The 20235-nt window shown below is 63.8% G+C and carries 23 protein-coding genes; 6 read left to right on the top strand and 17 right to left on the bottom strand.

Annotated features, from left to right (window positions below; translation table 11 throughout):
• Window positions 1-3 precede the first annotated feature (3 nt).
• Both FHR23_RS03400 and FHR23_RS03395 read right to left on the bottom strand, forming a co-directional pair.
• Window positions 4-1527 carry a trypsin-like peptidase domain-containing protein gene (locus tag FHR23_RS03400; protein ID WP_184001496.1) on the bottom strand — a complete coding sequence of 508 codons (1524 nt, stop codon included), beginning with the start codon at window positions 1525-1527 and terminating at the stop codon, window positions 4-6.
• A gap of 65 nt (window positions 1528-1592) precedes the next feature.
• Window positions 1593-3764: a primosomal protein N' gene (locus tag FHR23_RS03395; RefSeq protein ID WP_184001495.1), complete on the bottom strand. Its 2172-nt coding sequence runs from the start codon at window positions 3762-3764 to the stop codon at window positions 1593-1595.
• A gap of 189 nt (window positions 3765-3953) precedes the next feature.
• On the opposite strand from FHR23_RS03395, the gene fsa reads away from it, so the two are divergent.
• Both fsa and FHR23_RS03385 read left to right on the top strand, forming a co-directional pair.
• A complete protein-coding gene (gene fsa / locus FHR23_RS03390; protein WP_184001494.1) occupies window positions 3954-4607 on the top strand; it encodes a fructose-6-phosphate aldolase in 654 nt (217 codons plus the stop codon).
• Between the two features lie 2 nt (window positions 4608-4609).
• Window positions 4610-5134 (top strand): AAA family ATPase, encoded by a 525-nt coding sequence (locus FHR23_RS03385; protein WP_343042965.1) that lies wholly within the window; start codon window positions 4610-4612, stop codon window positions 5132-5134.
• Between the two features lie 26 nt (window positions 5135-5160).
• On the opposite strand, the gene FHR23_RS03380 is transcribed toward FHR23_RS03385, so the two are convergent.
• Window positions 5161-5535 (bottom strand): VOC family protein, encoded by a 375-nt coding sequence (locus FHR23_RS03380; RefSeq protein ID WP_184001493.1) that lies wholly within the window; start codon window positions 5533-5535, stop codon window positions 5161-5163.
• An 88-nt stretch (window positions 5536-5623) separates the two neighbouring features.
• Here FHR23_RS03380 and soxR point away from each other — a divergent pair, with 88 nt between their 5' ends.
• Both soxR and FHR23_RS03370 read left to right on the top strand, forming a co-directional pair.
• Entirely contained in the window at window positions 5624-6061 is a 438-nt protein-coding gene (soxR, locus tag FHR23_RS03375; protein WP_184001492.1) for a redox-sensitive transcriptional activator SoxR, read from the top strand.
• Between the two features lie 110 nt (window positions 6062-6171).
• A complete protein-coding gene (locus FHR23_RS03370) occupies window positions 6172-7062 on the top strand; it encodes a tyrosine recombinase XerC (RefSeq protein ID WP_184001491.1) in 891 nt (296 codons plus the stop codon).
• A 3-nt stretch (window positions 7063-7065) separates the two neighbouring features.
• Here the strand turns inward: FHR23_RS03370 and FHR23_RS03365 are convergent, their stop codons facing one another.
• The 4 genes from FHR23_RS03365 to rsmI all read right to left on the bottom strand — a co-directional run bounded on the left by FHR23_RS03365 (window position 7066) and on the right by rsmI (window position 9983).
• Window positions 7066-7674, bottom strand: a complete 609-nt coding sequence (locus FHR23_RS03365; protein ID WP_184001490.1) for a DedA family protein — start codon at window positions 7672-7674, stop codon at window positions 7066-7068.
• Window positions 7675-7719: 45 nt separating this feature from the next.
• Window positions 7720-8682 carry a glutathione synthase gene (gshB, locus tag FHR23_RS03360; protein WP_184001489.1) on the bottom strand — a complete coding sequence of 321 codons (963 nt, stop codon included), beginning with the start codon at window positions 8680-8682 and terminating at the stop codon, window positions 7720-7722.
• 114 nt (window positions 8683-8796) lie between these two features.
• Window positions 8797-9147, bottom strand: coding sequence for a YraN family protein (locus FHR23_RS03355; protein WP_184001488.1), 351 nt, complete (start codon window positions 9145-9147; stop codon window positions 8797-8799).
• Window positions 9148-9149: 2 nt separating this feature from the next.
• A complete protein-coding gene (rsmI, locus tag FHR23_RS03350; protein ID WP_184001487.1) occupies window positions 9150-9983 on the bottom strand; it encodes a 16S rRNA (cytidine(1402)-2'-O)-methyltransferase in 834 nt (277 codons plus the stop codon).
• An 11-nt stretch (window positions 9984-9994) separates the two neighbouring features.
• On the opposite strand from rsmI, the gene FHR23_RS03345 reads away from it, so the two are divergent.
• Both FHR23_RS03345 and FHR23_RS03340 read left to right on the top strand, forming a co-directional pair.
• Complete coding sequence (locus FHR23_RS03345; RefSeq protein ID WP_184001486.1) at window positions 9995-11182, top strand: penicillin-binding protein activator; 1188 nt, start codon at window positions 9995-9997, stop codon at window positions 11180-11182.
• Window positions 11183-11199: 17 nt separating this feature from the next.
• Window positions 11200-11391 carry a hypothetical protein gene (locus FHR23_RS03340; RefSeq protein ID WP_184001485.1) on the top strand — a complete coding sequence of 64 codons (192 nt, stop codon included), beginning with the start codon at window positions 11200-11202 and terminating at the stop codon, window positions 11389-11391.
• A gap of 16 nt (window positions 11392-11407) precedes the next feature.
• Here FHR23_RS03340 and FHR23_RS03335 read toward each other — a convergent pair whose 3' ends face one another.
• From FHR23_RS03335 to coxB, 10 genes are all read right to left on the bottom strand, one after another.
• Window positions 11408-12277: a class I SAM-dependent methyltransferase gene (locus FHR23_RS03335; protein WP_184001484.1), complete on the bottom strand. Its 870-nt coding sequence runs from the start codon at window positions 12275-12277 to the stop codon at window positions 11408-11410.
• Window positions 12274-13677, bottom strand: a complete 1404-nt coding sequence (thrC, locus tag FHR23_RS03330; protein ID WP_184001483.1) for a threonine synthase — start codon at window positions 13675-13677, stop codon at window positions 12274-12276. The genes FHR23_RS03335 and thrC overlap by 4 nt, the downstream gene beginning before the upstream one ends.
• Window positions 13678-13742: 65 nt before the next feature.
• Window positions 13743-14360, bottom strand: coding sequence for an SURF1 family protein (locus FHR23_RS03325; protein WP_184001482.1), 618 nt, complete (start codon window positions 14358-14360; stop codon window positions 13743-13745).
• Window positions 14357-14725 (bottom strand): DUF983 domain-containing protein, encoded by a 369-nt coding sequence (locus tag FHR23_RS03320; RefSeq protein ID WP_184001481.1) that lies wholly within the window; start codon window positions 14723-14725, stop codon window positions 14357-14359. Before FHR23_RS03320 ends, FHR23_RS03325 begins: the two co-directional genes overlap by 4 nt.
• A gap of 15 nt (window positions 14726-14740) precedes the next feature.
• Complete coding sequence (locus FHR23_RS03315; protein WP_184001480.1) at window positions 14741-15637, bottom strand: cytochrome c oxidase subunit 3; 897 nt, start codon at window positions 15635-15637, stop codon at window positions 14741-14743.
• 35 nt (window positions 15638-15672) lie between these two features.
• Entirely contained in the window at window positions 15673-16206 is a 534-nt protein-coding gene (locus FHR23_RS03310) for a cytochrome c oxidase assembly protein (protein WP_184001479.1), read from the bottom strand.
• Complete coding sequence (locus FHR23_RS03305) at window positions 16203-16340, bottom strand: hypothetical protein (RefSeq protein WP_184001478.1); 138 nt, start codon at window positions 16338-16340, stop codon at window positions 16203-16205. Before FHR23_RS03305 ends, FHR23_RS03310 begins: the two co-directional genes overlap by 4 nt.
• Window positions 16337-17251: a heme o synthase gene (locus FHR23_RS03300; RefSeq protein ID WP_184001477.1), complete on the bottom strand. Its 915-nt coding sequence runs from the start codon at window positions 17249-17251 to the stop codon at window positions 16337-16339. The genes FHR23_RS03305 and FHR23_RS03300 overlap by 4 nt, the downstream gene beginning before the upstream one ends.
• A 136-nt stretch (window positions 17252-17387) precedes the next feature.
• Entirely contained in the window at window positions 17388-19052 is a 1665-nt protein-coding gene (gene ctaD / locus FHR23_RS03295; RefSeq protein ID WP_184001476.1) for a cytochrome c oxidase subunit I, read from the bottom strand.
• The gene (gene coxB, locus FHR23_RS03290; protein WP_184001475.1) at window positions 19052-20149 is read right to left on the bottom strand and encodes a cytochrome c oxidase subunit II; all 1098 of its coding nucleotides are present in this window, start codon (window positions 20147-20149) and stop codon (window positions 19052-19054) included. Before coxB ends, ctaD begins: the two co-directional genes overlap by 1 nt.
• Window positions 20150-20235: the final 86 nt, after the last annotated feature.

Here is a 20235-nt window from a genome sequence, read left to right as displayed (position 1 = left end):
GTTCTACTTCGTTGATTTCGGCGCGCAGTGATAGACCAGCCGTTCGTCCGGCTGAGCGGGCAGCAGCGAGCGCAGGCTCGACTGGCGTGACGCAAGCTCGGCCAGCACCGCTTCATTGGCGGAACACAGCTTCAGCTTCTTGTCCGGCTCCATCTTGCGCAACTGCGCCATCTGGTCGTCGCTTTCGAAATACAGGTTGCGGGTCAGCGTGCGCGTCACCGGGTCATAGCTGGACAGGGTCGCCGTCTGCGCATTGGCGGGTACGGTCACATGCTCCCAGCTTCCGCGCGTTTCGACATATTGCGCTTTCCCCGCGCAGCCGTTCGCATTCCAGTCAAAGGCAACATCCCTGCCGTCGGACACGGTGATCCGGCTGCGGTCGGGATCCAGCTTGCACACCATCGCACCGGTGGCGGGTTGCGGGGTGGTGCTGTCGCTTCCCTGATCGGGCAGGGTGATTGAATTGGGGTCGAAGTCGGGGCGGAACAGGAACAGCGATATCGCCCCGACCATCAGTAACGCACCGCCCGATGCCGTCCAGATCGCCGGACGCTTGCAGTCACGCGACAGCAGCAGACCGCCGCCCCCGACCGCCAGCGCACCCAGCACCAGCAGCAATGCCGCCCCCGCCATGAAATTGTCGCGGGTATTTTCATTGGCTTGCTGCGCCGCTTCCACCGCCGAATCATGCGCACGCTGCACCTGTAGCTCGCGGTCGCGTACCGCCTGTTGCTGCGCATCGCTTTGCTGTTGCGCCTGCTGTTGTGTTTGCGCCTGATAGTCGGCCATGCTGACACAGGGCCAGGATACGGCGTTGAACGGCTGGTTTGCGGATTTCAGGAATGCCGCCAGTTCATCCTCGGCCACCGCCAGCACGAAGCTGCCGTCGCCGTCCTGCCCGGTCGTCACCGCGCGATTGACCGCGATCACCCGACCGCAATCGTCGAGCAGCGGGCCGCCCGAATTGCCGCGTGCAATCTGGGCGGTGTGTTCGATACCGTCGATGCCGCGCTGGCTGCGATGGCTCGACAAGACGCCGGTCGAACGCACCGGCGCCATGGGGTCGAGCATATCGGTGGGCGTGGTGCCCGTCGCCTGATCGACATTGGCGGGATAGCCCAGCGACACCAGCGCGGTGCCGTCGGGCACCGGGCGGCTGAACAGCGTCAGTGGCGGCAGCGGCGGGCCGTCGAAATGGATGAGCGCCAGATCGCGATCCTCGTCCAGCGTGACCAGTTCGCCCTGATAATGGTCGCTGCCTTCGCTCGGCACGATATTGATGGTGACGATCGAGGGGAATTTCTTCGCCAGTTCGACGACATGCGCGTTGGTGACGATGGTGTTGGGGCCGATCGCAAAGCCGCTGCCATGCGCGCTGCCCAGCGATTCGCCGTTGATCGAGGCGGACAGCACGACCCGCACCACCCCGCGCGCAGCGGCGGAAATGTCGTCGGCATGGGCCGGGCCTGTCAGAATCATCGCCGCCAGCACCGCCAGCAGTCCGCCCGTCCATCGGATCAATGTCATAGCCCTATCGGTTCCTCCGCCCCCTGTGCGCGCTTTTCCGGCATCCGCCGCGGCGTTTCAAGGGGTCAAACGAAGCTGTAGGGATCGATATCGACGGCGACGCGGACCTTGGACGGCCATTCCAGTCCGCCCAGCCAGTCGCGGATCACGTCCTGCACGTCGAGCGTGCGGCGCGCATGGACGAGCAGGCGGAAGCGGTGACGTCCGCGCAGCATGGCGAGCGGCGCGGGCGCGGGGCCGAACACCATCATCCCCTCCACTTCCGGCGCGGTACGGCCGATGCGCCGCGCGATTGCTTCGGCGGTTTCCTTGTCCTCCGACGACACGATGATCGCGGCATAGCGTCCGAAGGGCGGGGCGTCGGCGTCCTGCCGCGCCTCTGTTTCGGCGGCATAGAAGCTGTCGGCATCGCCCTTCACCAGCGCCTGCAGCACCGGTGCGCGGGGGCTGTGCGTCTGGATCAGCACGGTGCCGGGCTTTTCTCCGCGTCCGGCGCGTCCTGCCACCTGCATGATCTGCTGAAACGTCTTTTCCGATGCGCGCAGGTCGCCGCCTTCCAGCCCCAGATCGGCATCGATCACGCCCACCAGCGTCAGTTCGGGAAAGTGATAGCCCTTGGTCACGAGCTGTGTGCCGACGACGATGTCGATATCGCCCGCCTCCATGCGGTGTACGAATTCAGCCGCCTTGGCGGGCGACCAGAGCGTGTCGGAGGTGACGATGGCGATGCGCGCATCGGGCCACAGCATCGCGGCCTCATCGGCGATGCGCTCGACACCGGGGCCACAGGCAACCAGCATGTCCTCCTCATGGCATTCAGGACACGCCTTGGGCGTCGGCATATTATGCCCGCAATGGTGACAGGCGAGGCGGTTGAGCAGTCGGTGCTCGACCATCCAGGCGGTGCAGTTGGGGCACTGGAAGCGGTGCCCGCAATGGCGGCACAGCGTCAGCGGCGCATAGCCGCGCCGGTTGAGGAACAGCAGCACCTGCTCTTTACGTTCCAGCGTTTCTTCAATGGCTTTGACCAGTTTCGGCGCGATCCAGCGGCCGCGCTCGGGCGGTGTCTCGATCAGGTCGATGGCCTCGATCGCCGGAAGCTGCGCCACGCCGTACCGCCCCGGCAGCTTCAATTCGCGATAACGGCCCAGATCGACCTGATGGCGCGTCTCGATCGCCGGGGTGGCAGAGGCCAGCACCACCGGGCATTGTTCGAACAGGCCGCGCATCACCGCCACGTCGCGGGCGTGATAATGGACGCCTTCCTCCTGCTTGAAACTGGTTTCATGCGCCTCATCGACGACGATCAGGCCGAGATCGGGATAGGGCAGGAACAGCGCCGATCGCGCGCCCACCGTCACCCGCGCCTCCCCGGTGGCAATCGCGCGCCATGCGCGGCGGCGCTGCGATTGACGCATTCCCGAATGCCAGGCGATCGGTTCACAGCCGAAACGCGCGGCGAAGCGTTTGAGGAACGGCTCGGTCAGCGCGATTTCGGGGAGCAGCACCAGCGTTTGTCGCCCCGCCGCAATGGCTTCCGCGACGGCTTCGAAATACACTTCCGTCTTGCCCGACCCGGTGACGCCGTCGAGCAGGAAGGGCTGGAATTTGTGCGCATCGACCGCCGCGCGCAGTTCGTCCGACACGCGTTGCTGATCGCCGGACAGGTCGGGCGGTGCGAAATCGGCGCGGGGGACGGGGAAGGGGCTGTCGAGATCGACCTCTACGGCCTCGATCGCACCGGTTTTGACCAGCCCGCGAATCACCCCGTCCGACACGTCGGCGGCAGCGGCGAGTTCGCGGATCAGGCCCTGCCGTTCGCCGATCCGTTCCAGCGCCTGTTCGCGCTGCGGCGTCATCCGGTCGGGCAGCACGCCGGTCGGGCGATATTCGGTGGTGGTCTTGCTCCCCTCCAGCGCGGAGGTGGAGGCAAGCGCCATGCGCAGCACCGCGGCGGGCGCGGCGAGATAATAATCCGACGTCCATTCGATCAGCCGTCGCAGCGGCGCAGGGATCGGCGGCGCGTCCATCACGCCCAGCAGGTTGCGCAGCCGGTTGTCGCTCACTTCCTCGGCGGGAAGCCGGTCCGCCTCCCACACCACCGCGAGCAACTGACGCGGTCCCAGCGGGGCGACGACGATCGACCCCGGTTCCACCGTCATGCCGTGCGGCACCCGGTAATCGAGCGGGCCGAGCGCGGAATTGAGGACCAGACAACGGACACGGGAGGAAGGCATCGCCTGTCTATATCGGGCTTTGGCGGAAGAAACGAAACCCCGGCCGGCATCAACTGCAAATCGCGAATGATTGCGCTACCATCAATCGGGCTGTCATCCGCGTGCGGGCAGGCTATAGCGGCGTGAACGATTCGCGTGGGGCTTCGTTGATTGCGTGTACGCCCCGCCTAAGCAGAAGAGGACAGGTCCATGAAATTCTTTGTCGATACCGCCGATACCAAGGAAATCCGCGAACTGGCGGATACCGGACTGGTGGACGGCGTCACTACCAACCCCTCGCTGGTGCAGAAATCGGGCCGCGAATTCCTCGACGTGGTGAAGGAAATCTGTTCGATCGTGCCCGGCCCGGTGTCGGCCGAAGTGGTCGCGCTCGACCATGAAGGCATGATGAAAGAGGCCGAAGTGCTGCGCAAGATCGCCGACAATGTCACGATCAAGGTGCCGCTGACTATCGACGGCCTGAAAACCTGCAAGGCGCTGACCGAAGACGGCACGATGGTCAATGTCACGCTGTGCTTCTCCGCCAATCAGGCGCTGCTCGCGGCAAAGGCGGGGGCGACCTTTATTTCGCCGTTCGTCGGGCGGCTGGACGATATCGGGCAGGACGGCATGGACCTGATCGCCGATATCCGGCTGATCTATGACAATTACGATTACGACACCGAAATTCTGGTCGCCAGCATCCGCCATCCGCTGCACGTGCTGCAGGCCGCGAAGATCGGCGGCGACGTGATGACCGCCCCGCCCAAGGTCATCAAGCAGCTGTTCAACCACCCGCTGACCGACAAGGGGCTGGAAAGCTTCCTCGCCGACTGGAAAAAGACCGGCCAGACCATCGGGTAAGCGTGGGCGAGGCGCCCCGCTTCGTCATGATTTCGGGATGCTCGGGCGGCGGTAAATCGACTCTGCTGTCCGAGCTGAAGCGGCGCGGGTACCATGTTGTGGCGGAGCCGGGACGACGGATCATCGCCGAAGAACGCGATGGCGACGGCGCGGCATTCCCATGGGTCGATGCCGCCGCGTTTGCGAAGCGCGCGCTGGCAATGTCGATCGCCGATCACGACGCCGCGTCAGGACTGACCTTCTTCGATCGCGGTATTGTCGATGCCGCCGTTGCGATCGGGGCAACACGAGGCGAATTTCCGGCAGCGGAGATCGCCCGCTATCGCTATGACCTGTTGTTCTTCGCCCCGCCATGGCCCGAAATTTACGTCAACGACGATGACCGTCGTCACAGTCTGGAAAAAGCGCTGTCCGATTATGACCGCGTCCGGCAGGCCTATCTCGACGCGGGGTATGACCCGATATACCTGCCCCGCGATACGGTATCGGCCCGCGCTGATTGGATTCTCGAAAGAATTGCGGGTTAGCGTGCATCGGTCCGCTGAGGATAATCTCATTCATAGCTGACTACCTCGAACTCGATACCGTCCCTGTCGAAAAAATAGAAACTGCGTGGGCCAGGCTCATACTGGCTATGACTGAACGGCTTCAGACCTTCGGCAACGATCAGGGCCTCGGCAGCGTCCAGATCCTCTACGGCAATGCCGATATGATTCATCGGCACGCCCTTCACGAAACCGCCGGACACGGACGGATTGGAATAGATTGCGAGATAGCCGGTCTCATTACCGAGGTGGATGGTATGGCCACCGTTCATCGCCGGGCCTTCCCAGCGCCGGTGCCAGCCGGTGAGTTTTTCCAGCAGTGTGGCGGTGCGATCGGCATCCGTGACCGATATGTTGACGTGTTCCAGGCGAGCCGTGGGCATGATTATCTCCTGCGAATCAAAGATGGTGTGAGTGTGCAATCTCAAGTTAACTTGAGGTCAAGGATGAATTTTGCTACGAGATCGACCGATGAAAGCGGGCGACCTTCTGACCATCGGCGAACTGGCCCGACGCACCGGACTGAGCGTGTCGGCGATCCGATTCTATGAAGAGAAGGGGTTGATCGAGGCGCTTCGCACGCGTGGAAACCAGCGCCGCTTCCTGCGTGCCGATATCCGGCGCCTGAGCTTCATCCTCATTGCCCAGCGCCTTGGCCTCAGCTTGAGCGAGATTTCGGAGGCGATGGCACGCCTGCCGCATGGTCGCACGCCCGATGCCCGCGACTGGGAACGGATCAGCGGAACGATCCGCACACGCATCGACGCCGAAATCGCTCGACTTGAAAAGGTTCGCGAAGATCTGGACGGGTGCATCGGCTGCGGATGCCTTAGTCTGAAGAAATGTGCGCTCTACAATGCCGATGATATCTGGGGTGCCACCGGCCCGGGCCCGCGCGTACTGCGTTAGCTCAGCGTCTATGGATGCTGAACTTGGTTCAGCATGACGCAGTTTGATTGACCGCCACCGATCTCACCCGGACATTGCCCGACCGTGCTTCCACGGCGTAGGATCGCACCATGTCCGAACCTGCCCTGCCGCCGCTCTATGCGCAGCATCTTGCCCGTGACCGGCGGCGGTCGGTGCATACGGTGCGCGCCTATCAGGCGACGGCGGAGCGGCTGATCGCGTTTTTGCAGGGCCATTGGGGAAAGGTGGCGGACCGTGCCGCGCTGGCGACGCTGACGGCGGCGGATTTGCGCGCGTTTCTGGCGCATCGCCGGGCGGCGGCCAACCTCACCAATGCCTCGGCTGCACGCGAATTGTCGGCGGTGCGCGGCTTTGTGCGCTTCGTCACAGGGGAAGAGGCACCGCGCCTGAAAGGGCCGCGCGTGAAAAAGGGTGTGCCGCGCCCGATTGCGCCGGATGAGGCGGTCGCGCTCGCCGAGGAGGTGGCGGACGAGGCTGGCGAACCGTGGATCGGCGCGCGTGACTGGGCGGTGCTGCTGCTGCTCTATGGCGCGGGTCTGCGCATCGGGGAGGCGATGGGGCTGACCGGTGCGATCCTGCCCATCGGCGATACGATTGCGGTGACGGGCAAGCGCAGCAAGACGCGCATCGTCCCGATCCTCCCGCCGGTGCGCGCGGCGGTGGAACGCTATGTCGCGCTGACGCCATATGGGGTTGCGCGCAACGAGGTGCTGTTTCGCGGAGCGAAGGGCGGGCCGCTGTCGGCCGCCGTCATCCGGCGTTCGGTGCGTGCGGCGCGGGTGCGGCTGGGGCTGTCGGATCGCACCACGCCACACGCGCTGCGCCACAGTTTCGCCACCCATCTGCTGGGGCGCGGGGCGGACCTGCGCGCGTTGCAGGAACTGCTGGGCCATGCCAGCCTGTCGTCGACGCAAATCTATACGCAGGTCGATGCAGCGCACCTGCTCGACATTTATCGCAACGCCCATCCGCGTGCCTGATCGTCATGCCTGTTGCGCGGTCGGTTTCCAGGTGAAAATGCGATAGAGATACCACAGCACGATCAGTGCGATCGAAGCGATGGTGACCGGGCCGACCACCTTGTCGATTTCGGTGAACTGCCTGCCCAGCGTGTACCCGGCCCAGACGAGGAATGCGTTCCAGATCGCGCTTCCCGCCGCGGTCCACACCACAAAGCGCCAGAACGGCATCGCCACCAGCCCGGCGGGCAGGGAGATCATCGTGCGGAATGTCGGCAGAAAGCGGCAGACGAAGACCATCCAGCCGCCATGTTTGCGGAAAAAGCGATAGGCGCGCTCGACATCGCACCAGTCGACCGTCAGCCACCGGCCCCAGCGGTCGATAAAGGGTTTCAGGCGCTTATAGCCGACCTTGCGCCCGACCCAGTACCAGAAACAGTTGCCGACCACGGTACCGACGGTGCCCGCGATGGTCAGCAGCACCAGATCCATATGCCCGCGCGATGCCGCAATGCCACCCAGCCCCATGATCAGTTCGGAAGGGATGGGCGGGATGATATTTTCCAGCGCCATCAGCAGCGCGATACCCCAATATCCGCCTGCGGCGATCAGTCCGACGATCCAGTGTCCCATGAAAATCGAACGTCCAGACGGGGTTAAGGGTTCATCGCCATGCGGTCAGCCGCCCGATTGTTCGGCCACACGCCGCTCGATTGCGTCCCAGATCATGCCTGCGGTATCGGTGCCGTCGAAATTGTCGATGGCGACGATCCCGGTGGGGGAGGTGACGTTGATTTCCGTCAGCCACTTGCCGCCGATCACGTCGATGCCGACAAAGATCAGCCCGCGCCGTTTCAGTTCCGGGCCGAGTGCGGCACAGATTTCGCGTTCGGTTTCGGTCAGTTCCGTCTTTTCCGCCGATCCGCCGACCGCGAGGTTGGAACGAATCTCCCCCTTGCCCGGCAGGCGGTTGATCGCGCCCGCCACTGCGCCGTCCACCAGCACGATCCGCTTGTCGCCCTGCGCAATGTCGGGAAGGAAGGCCTGCACCATATGCGGCTCGCGCCAGGCGGTGTTGAACACTTCCATCAGCGAAGAGAGATTCTGTCCGTCCGCATCGATCTTGAAAATCGCCTTGCCGCCATTGCCGTGCAGCGGCTTGACCACGATCGAGCCGTGCTTGGCCAGAAACGCCTTTGCCTCTTCATAGCTGCGGGTAATCAGCGTCGGCGGCATGAAGCGCGCATAGTCGAGGACGAAGACCTTTTCGGGTGCATTGCGCACGCTGGCCGGATCGTTGACCACCAGTGTCCGGTCGGCAATCCGCTCCAGCAGGTGGGTGGCGGTGATATAGCCGAGGTCGAAGGGCGGGTCCTGCCGCATCAGCACGACATCGGCCTCTTCGCCCAGATCGAGGCTTTGCGGCTCGCCCAGCGTGAAATGGTCGCCTTTCACGCGCTGCACGCTGACCGGCCATGCCTTTGCCCAGACGCGGCCATCGGCATAGTTGAGCGCTTCCGGCGGATAATAGAACAACCGGTGCCCGCGTGCCTGTGCCGACAGCATCAGCGCAAAGGACGAATCGCCCGCGATGTTGATGCTGTCGAGCGGGTCCATCTGAACGGCGACGGTAAGCGGCATTATGGTCTCCTTTTCCGTCACCCCAGCGAAAGCTGGTGTCTCATGCGGCAAGAGATGCCGACTTTCATCGGCATGACGACTTGAGCGGAGAAGTAGGGACGATCCCTGCGCTTGTCACCCGATCCACGCATTCTCGATATGGCGCGGCGGCATTCCCCGCGCGATCAGGATCACGTCGATCCGCACATCCTCTCCGTTCGGGGCATAGCGCGGGGTCAGGATTTCCGCCGCCGCCGCCACACGCGCCAGTCGCCGCTCGTCGATGGCAAGGTCGAGGGCGCGTTGCGTCGTGCGGGTCTTCACCTCGACAAAAGCAACCAGCCCGCGTTTCTTCGCCACCAGATCGACCTCCCCCGCCGGGGTGCGCACGCGTTTGGCGAGGATGCGCCAGCCTTTCAGCCGCAGGAACCATGCGGCAATATTCTCTCCCTGTCGTCCGCGCCGTTCCGCCGTCTGCCGCCGCACTGTCATTGCTTGAGTTCGAGTGCGCGGGCGTAGAGCGCCTTGCGGTCGAGGCCCAGCGCGCGGGCGACTTCGCCTGCGGCCTTGGAGGCGGGCAGGCGGGTCAGCGCCTCGGTCAGCGCGGCATCGGCATCGGCCTGAGTCGCGGGCGGCGCTTCGCCGGGCGGTCCGACAACGATCACGATCTCGCCTTTGGGCGGTGCATCGGCATAGCGTTCGGCAAGCGTTGCCAGCGTGCCGGTCACGCATTCCTCGAACTTCTTGGTGATTTCACGTGTGACCGCCGCTTCGCGTTCGCCCAGCCCCTCGGCAAGCGCGCCCAGCGTCGCCGCCAGTCGTGGCCCCGATTCATAGAGGACCAGCGTTGCGCGAATCGTGGCGACCTCCGCAATCGCCTGCGCGCGCGCCTGCGCTTTTGCGGGCAGGAAGCCCAGAAAGAAAAACCGGTCGGTCGGCAATCCCGCCAGCGTCAGCGCGGCGATTGCGGCGCACGGGCCGGGAATCGTCGTCACCGCATGGCCCGCCGCACGCGCGTCGCGCACCAGCTTGTAACCGGGGTCGGAGATCAGCGGTGTGCCCGCATCCGACACCAGCACGACAATTTCATGCGCCATGCGGGAGATTAATGCAGGCCGCACCCGTTCCGCATTATGGTCATGATAGGGTGTCATTGGGCGCTTCACACCGATATGGCGGAGCAGACCGGCGGTAACGCGGCTGTCCTCGACGGCGATCACATCGGCCCGCGCCAGCAACGCACTGGCACGTGGGGAAAGATCACCGAGATTGCCGATCGGCGTGGCGACGATATAGAGACCGGGAGTAGGTTCAGCGTGCATAGGGGATTGTCATGGCAGAGGCTGTAGTGAAACCGCAACGGGGCAAACGCGTCCTGCAGGCTCTGGCAGTGGCCGGCGCGATGGTGTTGAGCGGATGTTCGACGCTGATTCCGCGCGGTTCCACCCCGCCGCCACCGCCGCCGCCGAAGCCGACAAAACCCGTACCGGTCGAACCGGGCATTCCGCAGGATCATGACCGCCATCGCGTCGCGCTGCTGGTGCCGCTGTCGGGAACCAATGCCGGGGTGGGGCAAAGCCTCGCCAATGCGACCCAGCTCGCGCTGCTCGATACCAAGGCCACATCGGTGCGAATCACCACCTATGACACCGCGCAGGGGGCCACCAGCGCCGCGCGCAAGGCGATTGCGGACGGCAACGGCCTGATCCTCGGCCCGCTCCTGTCGAAAAATGCAGAGGCCGTGGCACCGATCGCCAGTGCCGCGCATGTCCCGGTGCTCAGCTATTCCAACGATGTGCGCGTGGCGGGCAACGGCACCTTCATCATGGGTTATACGCCGCAGCAATCGATCCGGCGTGTCGTCGATTACGCGACCCAGACCGGGATTACGCAGTTCGCCGCCATCGTTCCGCGCGGCCTGTATGGCGACCGTGCCTCCGATGCGCTGCTGCGTGCGGTGCGCGCCGACAAGGGGCAGGTGGTTTCGATCCAGCCCTATGACCGGTCGCGCGAATCGATTGCTTCGGCGATCAATCGCATTCCCGATACCTCGCCCTATCAGGCGATTCTGGTTGCCGACAGCGCCGATGTCGCGGTGCTGGCAGCACCCGTGATCCGGCAGGGCGCGAGTGCGAGCGCCCGTATTCTCGGCACCGAATTGTGGAACACCGATTCGTCGGTCGGCTCGAACACCGCACTGAACGGCGCCTGGTTCGCCAGCGTTTCCGACGGCCTTTATCGCCAGTATGCGCGCAAATATCATGCGCGTTTCGGCAAGGCACCGTACCGCCTTTCGACCATCGCCTATGATTCGGTGCTGCTGACCGTTCGGCTGGCGCGCGAATGGAAGTTCGGCGCACCGTTCCCGGAAACGATGCTCTACAGCAAGGACGGCTTTGTCGGGCTGGACGGCGCGTTCCGCTTCGATCGCGGCGGCGTTGCACAGCGCGCGCTGGAGGTGCAGGAAATCCGCAACGGTTCGACCGTGGTGGTGTCGCAGGCACCCCGAAGCTTCCAATAGGCGAAAGGCGGGTGGTCATGCCACAGCTTTGGGCGATTGCCGCAGCGGCCGTCAGCGTCTTCTGCATCGTGCGCGGTATTTCGGATTTTCGTGCCAAGCGCTATGTCTGGGCGGTGTTCGGCCTTGTCTGCGGCATCACGATTCTCGCGCTGCCGGTCCCGACCCATGCCGTGAAAATCGACCTGCCGAGACAGGGGCAGCAACCCTGAACGGCTTGAAGGCGGTTTATCTGGACCAGCGTGCGAAGATGGCGGTCGGCAGCGTCAGTCCGCGCGCTTCCTCGCGCACGCCCAGCTCGCCCGCTTCCACCGTCCCCCCCAGCGATGCGGTGGCCTGTGCCAGCAACTCGCCGATGGCAAGCGCCGACATCCGCACGGCATAGACGGTCAGGAACAGGAAGCGTGATTCGCCGTCGAGCAGCCTGACCGCATCGTCGATCAGGCCGGGCAGCGCCTCTTCCAGTTTCCACACCTCGCCATTGGGGCCGCGGCCATATTTGGGCGGGTCCATCAGGATACCGTCATAGCGCCGCCCGCGCCGCACCTCCCGCGCGGTGAATTTCGCCGCATCCTCGACCAGCCAGCGGATCGGCGCGTCGGTCATGCCGGAAAGCGCAGCGTTGCCGCGCGCGGCCTCGACCGATTTCTTGGAGGCATCGACATGCACCATCTGCGCGCCCGTCGCCGCCATCGCCAGCGTGCCGACACCGGTATAGCCGAACAGGTTCATCACCTGCGGCGCGTCGAGATCGGCGACCTGCGCGCGCATCCATTCCCATACCGGGGCCATGTCGGGGAAAAATCCCAGATGGCGAAACGGTGTGGTCTGCGCGGTGAACCGCACCGCATCCCATGCCAGCGGCCAGCCCTCCTCCGGCACCGGCTTGTCGAAATGCCAGCGCCCGCCGCCATCGGCATCGGATGCGGGGACGAATTCGCCATGCGCGTCCCATACGGGCTGTGCGGGCGCCCACATGGCCTGCGGTTCCGGGCGAATGAAGCGATAGGTGCCGTAACGCTCCAGCTTGCGCCCGTGCCCGCTGTCGATCAGGCCGTAATCGCCCCAGGGCTCGCCGATAAGCTGGACGAGTTTCATGCCTTTGGCGTGGCGAGCTCGGCGATATGCGCGGTCACATCGTCGAAGGTCGCATGAACCACGTCATACTTCTCTTCGCGCTCGAACAGATCGCCGATGCGCGACGGCAGGATCGGGCGGGTGCCGGTGGAGCGTTCGACCGCATCGCGGAACTTCGCCGGATGCGCGGTCGCCAGCGTCACCACGGGAATTGCGGGATCGAGATCGACCGACCGCGCCGCCGCCAGACCGATGGCGGTATGCGGATCGACCAGTTCGCCCGACCGTTCCCAGGTCCGGCGCATCGCCAGCGCCATATCGTCGGGGTCGATCCGGGCGCTGGTGAACAGCTTCGCCGCGCCTTCGCGCTGGGCGTTGGTCAGCCGGATTGCCCGAGTTGTCTCGAACGTCTGCATCTGCTCGGCCAGTGCCGCGCCGTCACGCCCGTTCAGGTCGAACAACAGGCGTTCGAAGTTCGAACTGACCTGAATATCCATTGACGGGGCGGCCGTCGGCGTCACCTCTCCCGCGGAATAATCGCCGCTGGTCAGCGCGCGGTGCAGAATGTCGTTGATGTTGGTGGCGACGATCAGCTTCGCGACCGGCAGCCCCATCTTTGCTGCGACATAGCCTGCGAACACATCGCCGAAATTGCCGGTCGGCACGGAAAAGGCGACCGGGCATTCGGGCGCGCCCAGCCGGACGGCGGCGTAGAAATAATAAACGATCTGCGCCATCAGCCGCGCCCAGTTGATCGAATTGACCGCCGACAGGGTGAAGCGCCCGGAAAAGCCGGGATCGTTGAACATCGCTTTCACCAGCGCCTGTGCCTGATCGAAATTGCCGTCGATCGCGATGTTGTGGACATTGGGCGACAGCACCGTGGTCATCTGGCGCCGCTGCACATCCGACACCCGGCCGCGCGGATGCAGCATGAAGATGTCAATCCCTTCACGCCCCGCCACCGCGTCGATAGCCGCCGATCCGGTGTCGCCGCTGGTCGCGCCGATAATCGTCAGATGCTCGTCGCGATGTTGCAGGAAGGTTTCGAACAACAGGCCCAGCAATTGCAGCGCCACATCCTTGAACGCCAGTGTCGGCCCGTGGAACAGTTCCAGCAGCCAGTGCTGGTGGTCGAGTTGCACCAGCGGCGTCACCGCGTCATGCGCGAACCGCCCGGCATAGGCCTGTTCGCACAACCGGGTGAGCGTGTCGCGGTCCAGGCTGTCGCCGACAAACGGCGCCATCACCCGCACCGCGGTTTCGACATAGGACAGCCCCGCCATTTCCGCGATTTCCTCGGCGGTAAAGTGCGGCCATTGTTCGGGCACGTACAGGCCGCCATCGGCCGCCAGCCCCGCCAGCGTCGCGCCCTCGAAATCGAGGACGGGCGCATTCCCCCTGGTACTCACATAGCGCATAGTGCCGAACGCGTTAGCGGCGGGGGAAGCGGGCGGCAAGCCCGGTTTTCCGCAGTTCCCTTTTGTCAGGAACGCTTCGGCCCGTCCGGCATTCGCCAGCGCCGCCGCAGCGCCAGCGCATAGATGACGAGCGCAATCGTGGCGAACAGGAACCACTGCACCGCATAGGACAGATGATTGTTGGGCACCGAACTCAGGTCGGGACCGGGATTGGCGTTCAGCCCCGGCGGCGGCGTCCTGACGACCAGCAGCAGGGGCTGCGGCTGCGGGTGGAGCATCGTTTCGATCAGAAAGCGATGGGTGGGCGCATGGCTGATAAATCCTTCTACCGTGCCGCCGGGCCAGTGCGTCTTAGCCTGCGGATCGTGCGAGGTGCCGAGCTGTACCGTCATTGCGCCGCCCCGTGCGCGTCGGCAATCGGCAAGCATGCGGAACCCCGCATTGCCCGCACCTTCAAGGCGGAAGTTATCCGCTTTGGCGCAGGTCGCATAGGCGGGGCGGAAGAGCGTGCTCTGGTCCGGCCCCTGCGGAAAGGGGATGGGGGATTTATGCTCATTGGCGGCGTAGCGCGCCAGCAGTGCCTCTTTCCAGTGCAGGCGCTGAATCTGCCAGACGCCCAGACCGATCATCAGCCCCACCGCCAGCAATACGGTGATCGTCGAAAAGATCGGGATACGTTTCATGCGTCGGGCGGGGCGATCCGTCCTTCGCGCGCGGCGTTGCGATATTCGAGCGCGAGCAGCAGCGCCTTGGCCATGCGCAGTGACGCGACCACGCCGATCAGCGTCAGCGGAATCCATAGCAGCATATGCACCCAGATCGGCGGGCTGAACACCAGTTCGACCGTAATGGCGCCAATACAGATCAGCGCCCCCCAGATCAGGATCAGAAACGCCGCAGGACCGTCACCGACATTGAAGGCCGAAAAATCAAGGCCGCACGCGCGACATTTCGGTGCAAAGCCGAGAGTCGTGGCGAAAAGGCCGTGCGCGCCGCAACGCGGACACAGCCCCTTCAACGCCACGGCGGCGGGTGTCGGTTCGCTCATCCCCGCCCGGCCGGATCAGCCGGCGTGGACCGGCGCGCCCCAGCCGCCCCAGACATAGATGGAGACGAACAGGAACAGCCAGACGACATCGACGAAATGCCAGTACCAGGCGGCTGCCTCGAACCCGAAATGCTGACGCGGGGTAAAGTCGCCGCGATAGGCGCGGATCAAACAGACGATCAGGAAGATCGTGCCGATAATGACGTGCAGTCCGTGAAACCCCGTCGCCATGAAGAAGACCGAGGCATAGTTGAACGTACCGAACGGGAAGGGCGCATGGGCATATTCATACGCCTGAATGCAGCTGAAGCAGAGGCCCAGTATGATCGTCAGCCACAGGCCCTTTTTCAGCCCGTCATTGGTGCCGACGCCGATCAGGCCCCAGATCCCCTTTCTTTCACCCCCGCGCTGGCCGTGGATCAGCGCATGATGCGCCCACGTCACCGTCGTGCCCGACAATAACAGGATGAAGGTGTTGAGCAGCGGCAGTTCCCAGGGGTTCATCACGATCAGGCCTTTGGGCGGCCATGTCGCCTCCAGCGCGGCGATCTGCGGTGCGCCGTCGACGATCTGCAACGGCGTCGGGAACAGCGCAAAGGCGAACCACGCCCAGAACCAGCCGACGAAGAACATTACTTCGGATGCAATGAACAGGATCATGCCATAGCGGAAATGCAGTTGCACCACCGGCGTATGGTCGCCGCGATGCGCCTCGCGGATCACATCGGCCCACCAGAAGAACATGGTGGCGAGTACCAGCAACAGGCCGATGAAGAATACCGAGGTGCCGAACGCCACCTTGTGCATCCACATGACGCCGCCGGACGTCATTACCAGCGCGCCCATCGACCCCATCAGGGGCCATGGGCTGGGCGCCAATATATGATAGTCGTGATTCTTGGCTCCGGCCATGATGATCCTCGTCCCCTTTTGTCTTTGTCTATGGTTTAACTTGTGCCGCCTTGTGAATCCACCGGATAAAATGTGTAGGAAAGCGTGATTTCCCGTACGTCGTTCGTGTCGGGATCATTGTATAGCTGCGGATCGACATAGAAGATGACCGGCATGCGCACTTTTTCCCGTGCCGCCAGCGTTTGCTGCGTGAAGCAGAAACATTCGATCTTCCTGAAATATTTGCCGACCCGCGCGGGCGTGACATTGAACGTCGCGGTACCCGTCAGCGGCCGGTCGGTCAGGTTCTGCGCGGTGAAGAACACCATGTCGCGCGCGCCGACATCGATATGTTCGCGCCGCTGTTCGGGTTCGAACCGCCAGCGCAGTTTCGGGCTGATATTGGTGTCGAAGGCGACTGCGACCTTCTGTCCCGTGGCGCCGGGGGCGTCGGCGCCGCGCTGCACGGTGCCGTTCAGGCCGGTCACCTGGCAAAAGGCGCGGTAGAGCGGGACGGAAGCAAAGGCCAGCGCAAGCATGGCGACGGCGATGCCGGCAAACAGCCCCGCCGTGCGCTGGTTGCGGGTCACGGCGTACCGGACGCCATTTTCACGATCGAAATCGCGAAGAACAGGACGACCAGCGCGCCCAGCAGCAGTGCCATGACGCGCGCGCGGGACTTTTGCCGGGCACGGATCAGCTTTTGCCGGTCGGGATCGATCATCCCAGCACCCAATGGTCGATCACCAGCGCGCCGAACAGCGCGAAGAGATAGATAATCGAAAAGGCGAAAAGCTGCTTTTCCGGGCGCAACCGGTCTTCCGCCATCGGCGTGCGCAACGCCACCCGTGCGGCCAGTGCGGCGAAGATACCCGTCATCGCCACTGCCGTCACGCCATAGATCGCACCGGTCAGGCCAAGCGGCCATGGCGCAACCGCCGCCGCTGCCATCGGAATAGTGTACAGCCCGATCTGCCGCCGTGTGGTCTGTTCGCCCGCCACCACCGGCAGCATCGGAATGCCCGCATTGGCGTAATCCATCTTCACCCATAGCGACAGCGCCCAGAAATGCGGCGGTGTCCACAGGAAGATGATCGCGAACAGCAGGACCGGCATCAGCGTGATGTTGCCGGTTGCCGCCGCCCAGCCGATCATCGGCGGAAACGCACCCGCAGCGCCGCCGATGACGATATTCTGCGGCGTGCGGGGTTTCAGCCAGGCGGTATAGACGAACACATAGAACAGGATCGACACGGTCAGGATCGCGGCCGCAACCAGATTGACCGCCAGCCCCATCAAAATCACCGAGAAACAAGCCAGCCCGACGCCGAAATGCAGTGCCGATTGCCGATCCATCCGCCCGGCGGGCAGGGGGCGGTCACAGGTGCGGCGCATCTTGGTATCGATATCGGCTTCGTACCACATGTTGAGTGCGCCCGACGCGCCCGCGCCCAGCGCGATGCACAGGATCGCGGTAAAGCCGATCACCGGATGGATCGGCACCGGCGCGATCAGCATCCCGCACAGCGCGGTAAAGATCACCAGCCGCATGACCTTCGGTTTGGTCAGCGCCAGGAAATCCCGCCACTCGGCAGGCAGGGTCAGGGGATTGTCGGCGGTACTCACATGCATCATCGTCTGAACCCCGAACCGGGCGTGGCGGGGCTTCGCGGGCCTTTATCCGCGAAGCGCACCACCCGCAACCGGGTGCCCGCATCGCGGCCCATCCGCCCGATATAGGAAGGCGAAGGGACGCGTGCGAGCATTTGGACTAGTCCACCTGCGGCAGCGTTTCGAACTGGTGATAGGGCGGCGGGCTGGACAGCGTCCATTCCAGCGTCGTCGCGCCTTCGCCCCAGGGATTGTCCGGTGCCTTCTTTCCTGCCGCCAGCGACCAGACCACATTGATGAAGAAAATAATCATCCCCACCGCCATGATCTCATAACCGTGCGTGGCAATGGCGTTCCAATAGGAATAGGCGTCCGGATAGTCGGGGATGCGCCGCGGCATATTCTGCGCGCCCAGGAAATGCATGGGGAAGAACAGCACGTTCACGCCGACGAAGAAGATCCAGAAGTGCAGCTGGCCCAGAACTTCGCTGTACATCTTCCCCGACATTTTGGGGAACCAGTAATAGAATCCGGCGAACAGCGAGAAGACCGCGCCAAGGCTGAGTACATAATGGAAGTGGGCGACGACGAAATAGGTGTCCTGCAGATTGTCGTCGATACCGCCATTGGCCAGCACCACGCCGGTCACGCCGCCGACCGTGAACATGAAGATGAACCCGATCGCCCAGACCATCGGCGTCTTGAAACTGATCGAACCGCCCCACATCGTCGCGATCCAGCTGAAGATCTTGATGCCGGTGGGCACCGCGATCACCATCGTCGCGGCGGTGAAGTACATCTTCACATTCACCGGCAGGCCGGTGGTGTACATATGGTGCGCCCAGACGACGAAGCCGACCACGCCGATCGCGACCATGGCATATGCCATGCCCAGATAGCCGAATACCGGCTTCTTGCTGAACGTCGCGATGATCTGGGAGATCATGCCGAAGCCCGGCAGGATCATGATGTACACTTCCGGATGGCCGAAGAACCAGAACAGATGCTGGTACAGCACCGGATCGCCGCCGCCCGCCGGATCGAAGAAGGTCGTGCCGAAATTACGGTCGGTCAGCAGCATGGTGATCGCCGCCGCCAGTACCGGCAGCGCCAGCAGCAACAGGAACGCGGTGACCAGCACCGACCACACGAACAGCGGCATTTTGTGCAGCGTCATGCCCGGCGCGCGCATGTTGAAGATGGTGGTGATGAAGTTGATCGCACCCAGGATCGACGCCGCACCGGCAAGGTGCAGCGCAAAGATCGCGAAGTCGACCGACATCCCCGGCTCGCCATAGGTCGACAGCGGTGCATAGACCGTCCAGCCCGTACCCGCGCCCGGCCCGGCAAAAGGCGAGATCATCAGCGAACAGAAGCCCGCGACCGTCAGCCAGAAGCTGATATTGTTCATCCGCGGGAACGCCATGTCGGGCGCGCCGATCATGATCGGCACGAACCAGTTGCCGAACCCGCCGATCATCGCGGGCATCACCATGAAGAACACCATGATCAGGCCGTGCGCGGTAATCAGCACGTTCCAGAAATGCAGCGCCTGATCGAGGTTCTCCTTACCGTGGATCATCGACGCCCAATAGGGCAGATACTGGATGCCCGGCTCGGCCAGTTCGGCGCGCATCAGCCCTGAAATCGCACCGCCGATAATCCCCGCGATAATCGCGAAGATCAGATAAAGCGTGCCGATGTCCTTATGGTTGGTGGACATGAACCAGCGCGCGAAGAAACCCGGTTTGTGATCGGCTTCATGCGCATGGTCGTGCGCGCCGTGCGCTTCGAACGCACTGGGGGTGATGGCGGTGTCGGTCATCAGTCAATCGCTCCAACGGCGGGCTGATCGGTCGCATCGGCATTGCCGTTGGCGATCCCCTGAGTCATGTCCTTGGCGGGCGGCAGCACGCCGTCATGGCCAAGCGGCGTGTCGGTGTCGTTCTCTCCGGGCGGCGGCGGGGCGTTCTCGCCCGGCATCTTGCCGCCTTTCGCATGGACCCACTGGGCGAACTCGGCCGGCGGCACTGCTTCGACCGCGATCGGCATGAAGCCGTGCCGTGCGCCGCACAGTTCCGAACATTGCCCGAAATACAGGCCCGGCTTTTCAATCGTGAAGCTGGTTTCGTTCAACCGCCCGGGAATGGCGTCGAGCTTGATCCAGAAGGCGGGCACCGCCCAGCTATGGATCACGTCGGTCGAGGTGGTGAGCAGGCGGATCGGAACCCCGACCGGCAGCACCACGCGATTGTCGACGGCAAGCAGGCGCGGCCCGTCCGCATCGGTGCGGTACCGCTGCCCGGGCTGAACCTCGTCCTTTTCCTTCAGGATGTTCGAGGTGAACTGAATGTCGCCGTTATCGGGATATTCGTAGGACCAGTACCACTGGTTGCCGATCGCCTTCAGCGTGACGGCATTGTCGGGCGCGGGCCGGTATTGATGCGCGAGCAGTCGAATCGACGGGATCGCGATGAACACCAGGATCAGCACCGGGATTACCGTCCACGCTACCTCCAGCACGGTATTGTGCGAGGTCTTGGACGGCACCGGGTTGCGGCCCGCGCGGAAGCGGAAAATCGCCACGGCGAGCAGAACGAAGACCAGCACGGAGATGCCGATGGCCAGCGGCAGCAGGATATTGTTGTTGAACCCGTGCGCTTCGATCCCCGTCGGCGTCACCTGCGGTTGCAGGTCGACGGCGCGCGCGGTCGGCTGACCGATGCCGGGCGTGGCATGGATGATTTCCTGCCCGTCCGCCGTCAGCGTCGGATCGGCCGGAGTCGCGGCCGTTGCCGTTGTCGTGGCTGCCGCGGAAGCGGCCGGTGTGGTTTGTGTCGCCGGTTGTGCTGCGGCGGCGCCGACCCCCATGATCGAAAGTGCGACCGCCAGCAATACGGGCTTCAACCGAAATAGTTGCATCGTTCCCCGTTACCCCTCTCAAAGTCGCGCCGGATTTGTTTTAGGCGCTGTTCTTTGGGCGAAACACTATCCGCCGAATAAAAGCT

Origin of the sequence: Stakelama sediminis (genome assembly GCF_014199335.1) — a bacterium.
In the GTDB taxonomy this organism is placed as follows: domain Bacteria; phylum Pseudomonadota; class Alphaproteobacteria; order Sphingomonadales; family Sphingomonadaceae; genus Sphingomonas; species Sphingomonas sediminis.
Note: the sequence above shows the minus strand (reverse complement) of the source record. Positions and strands in the feature narration are given on the sequence as shown.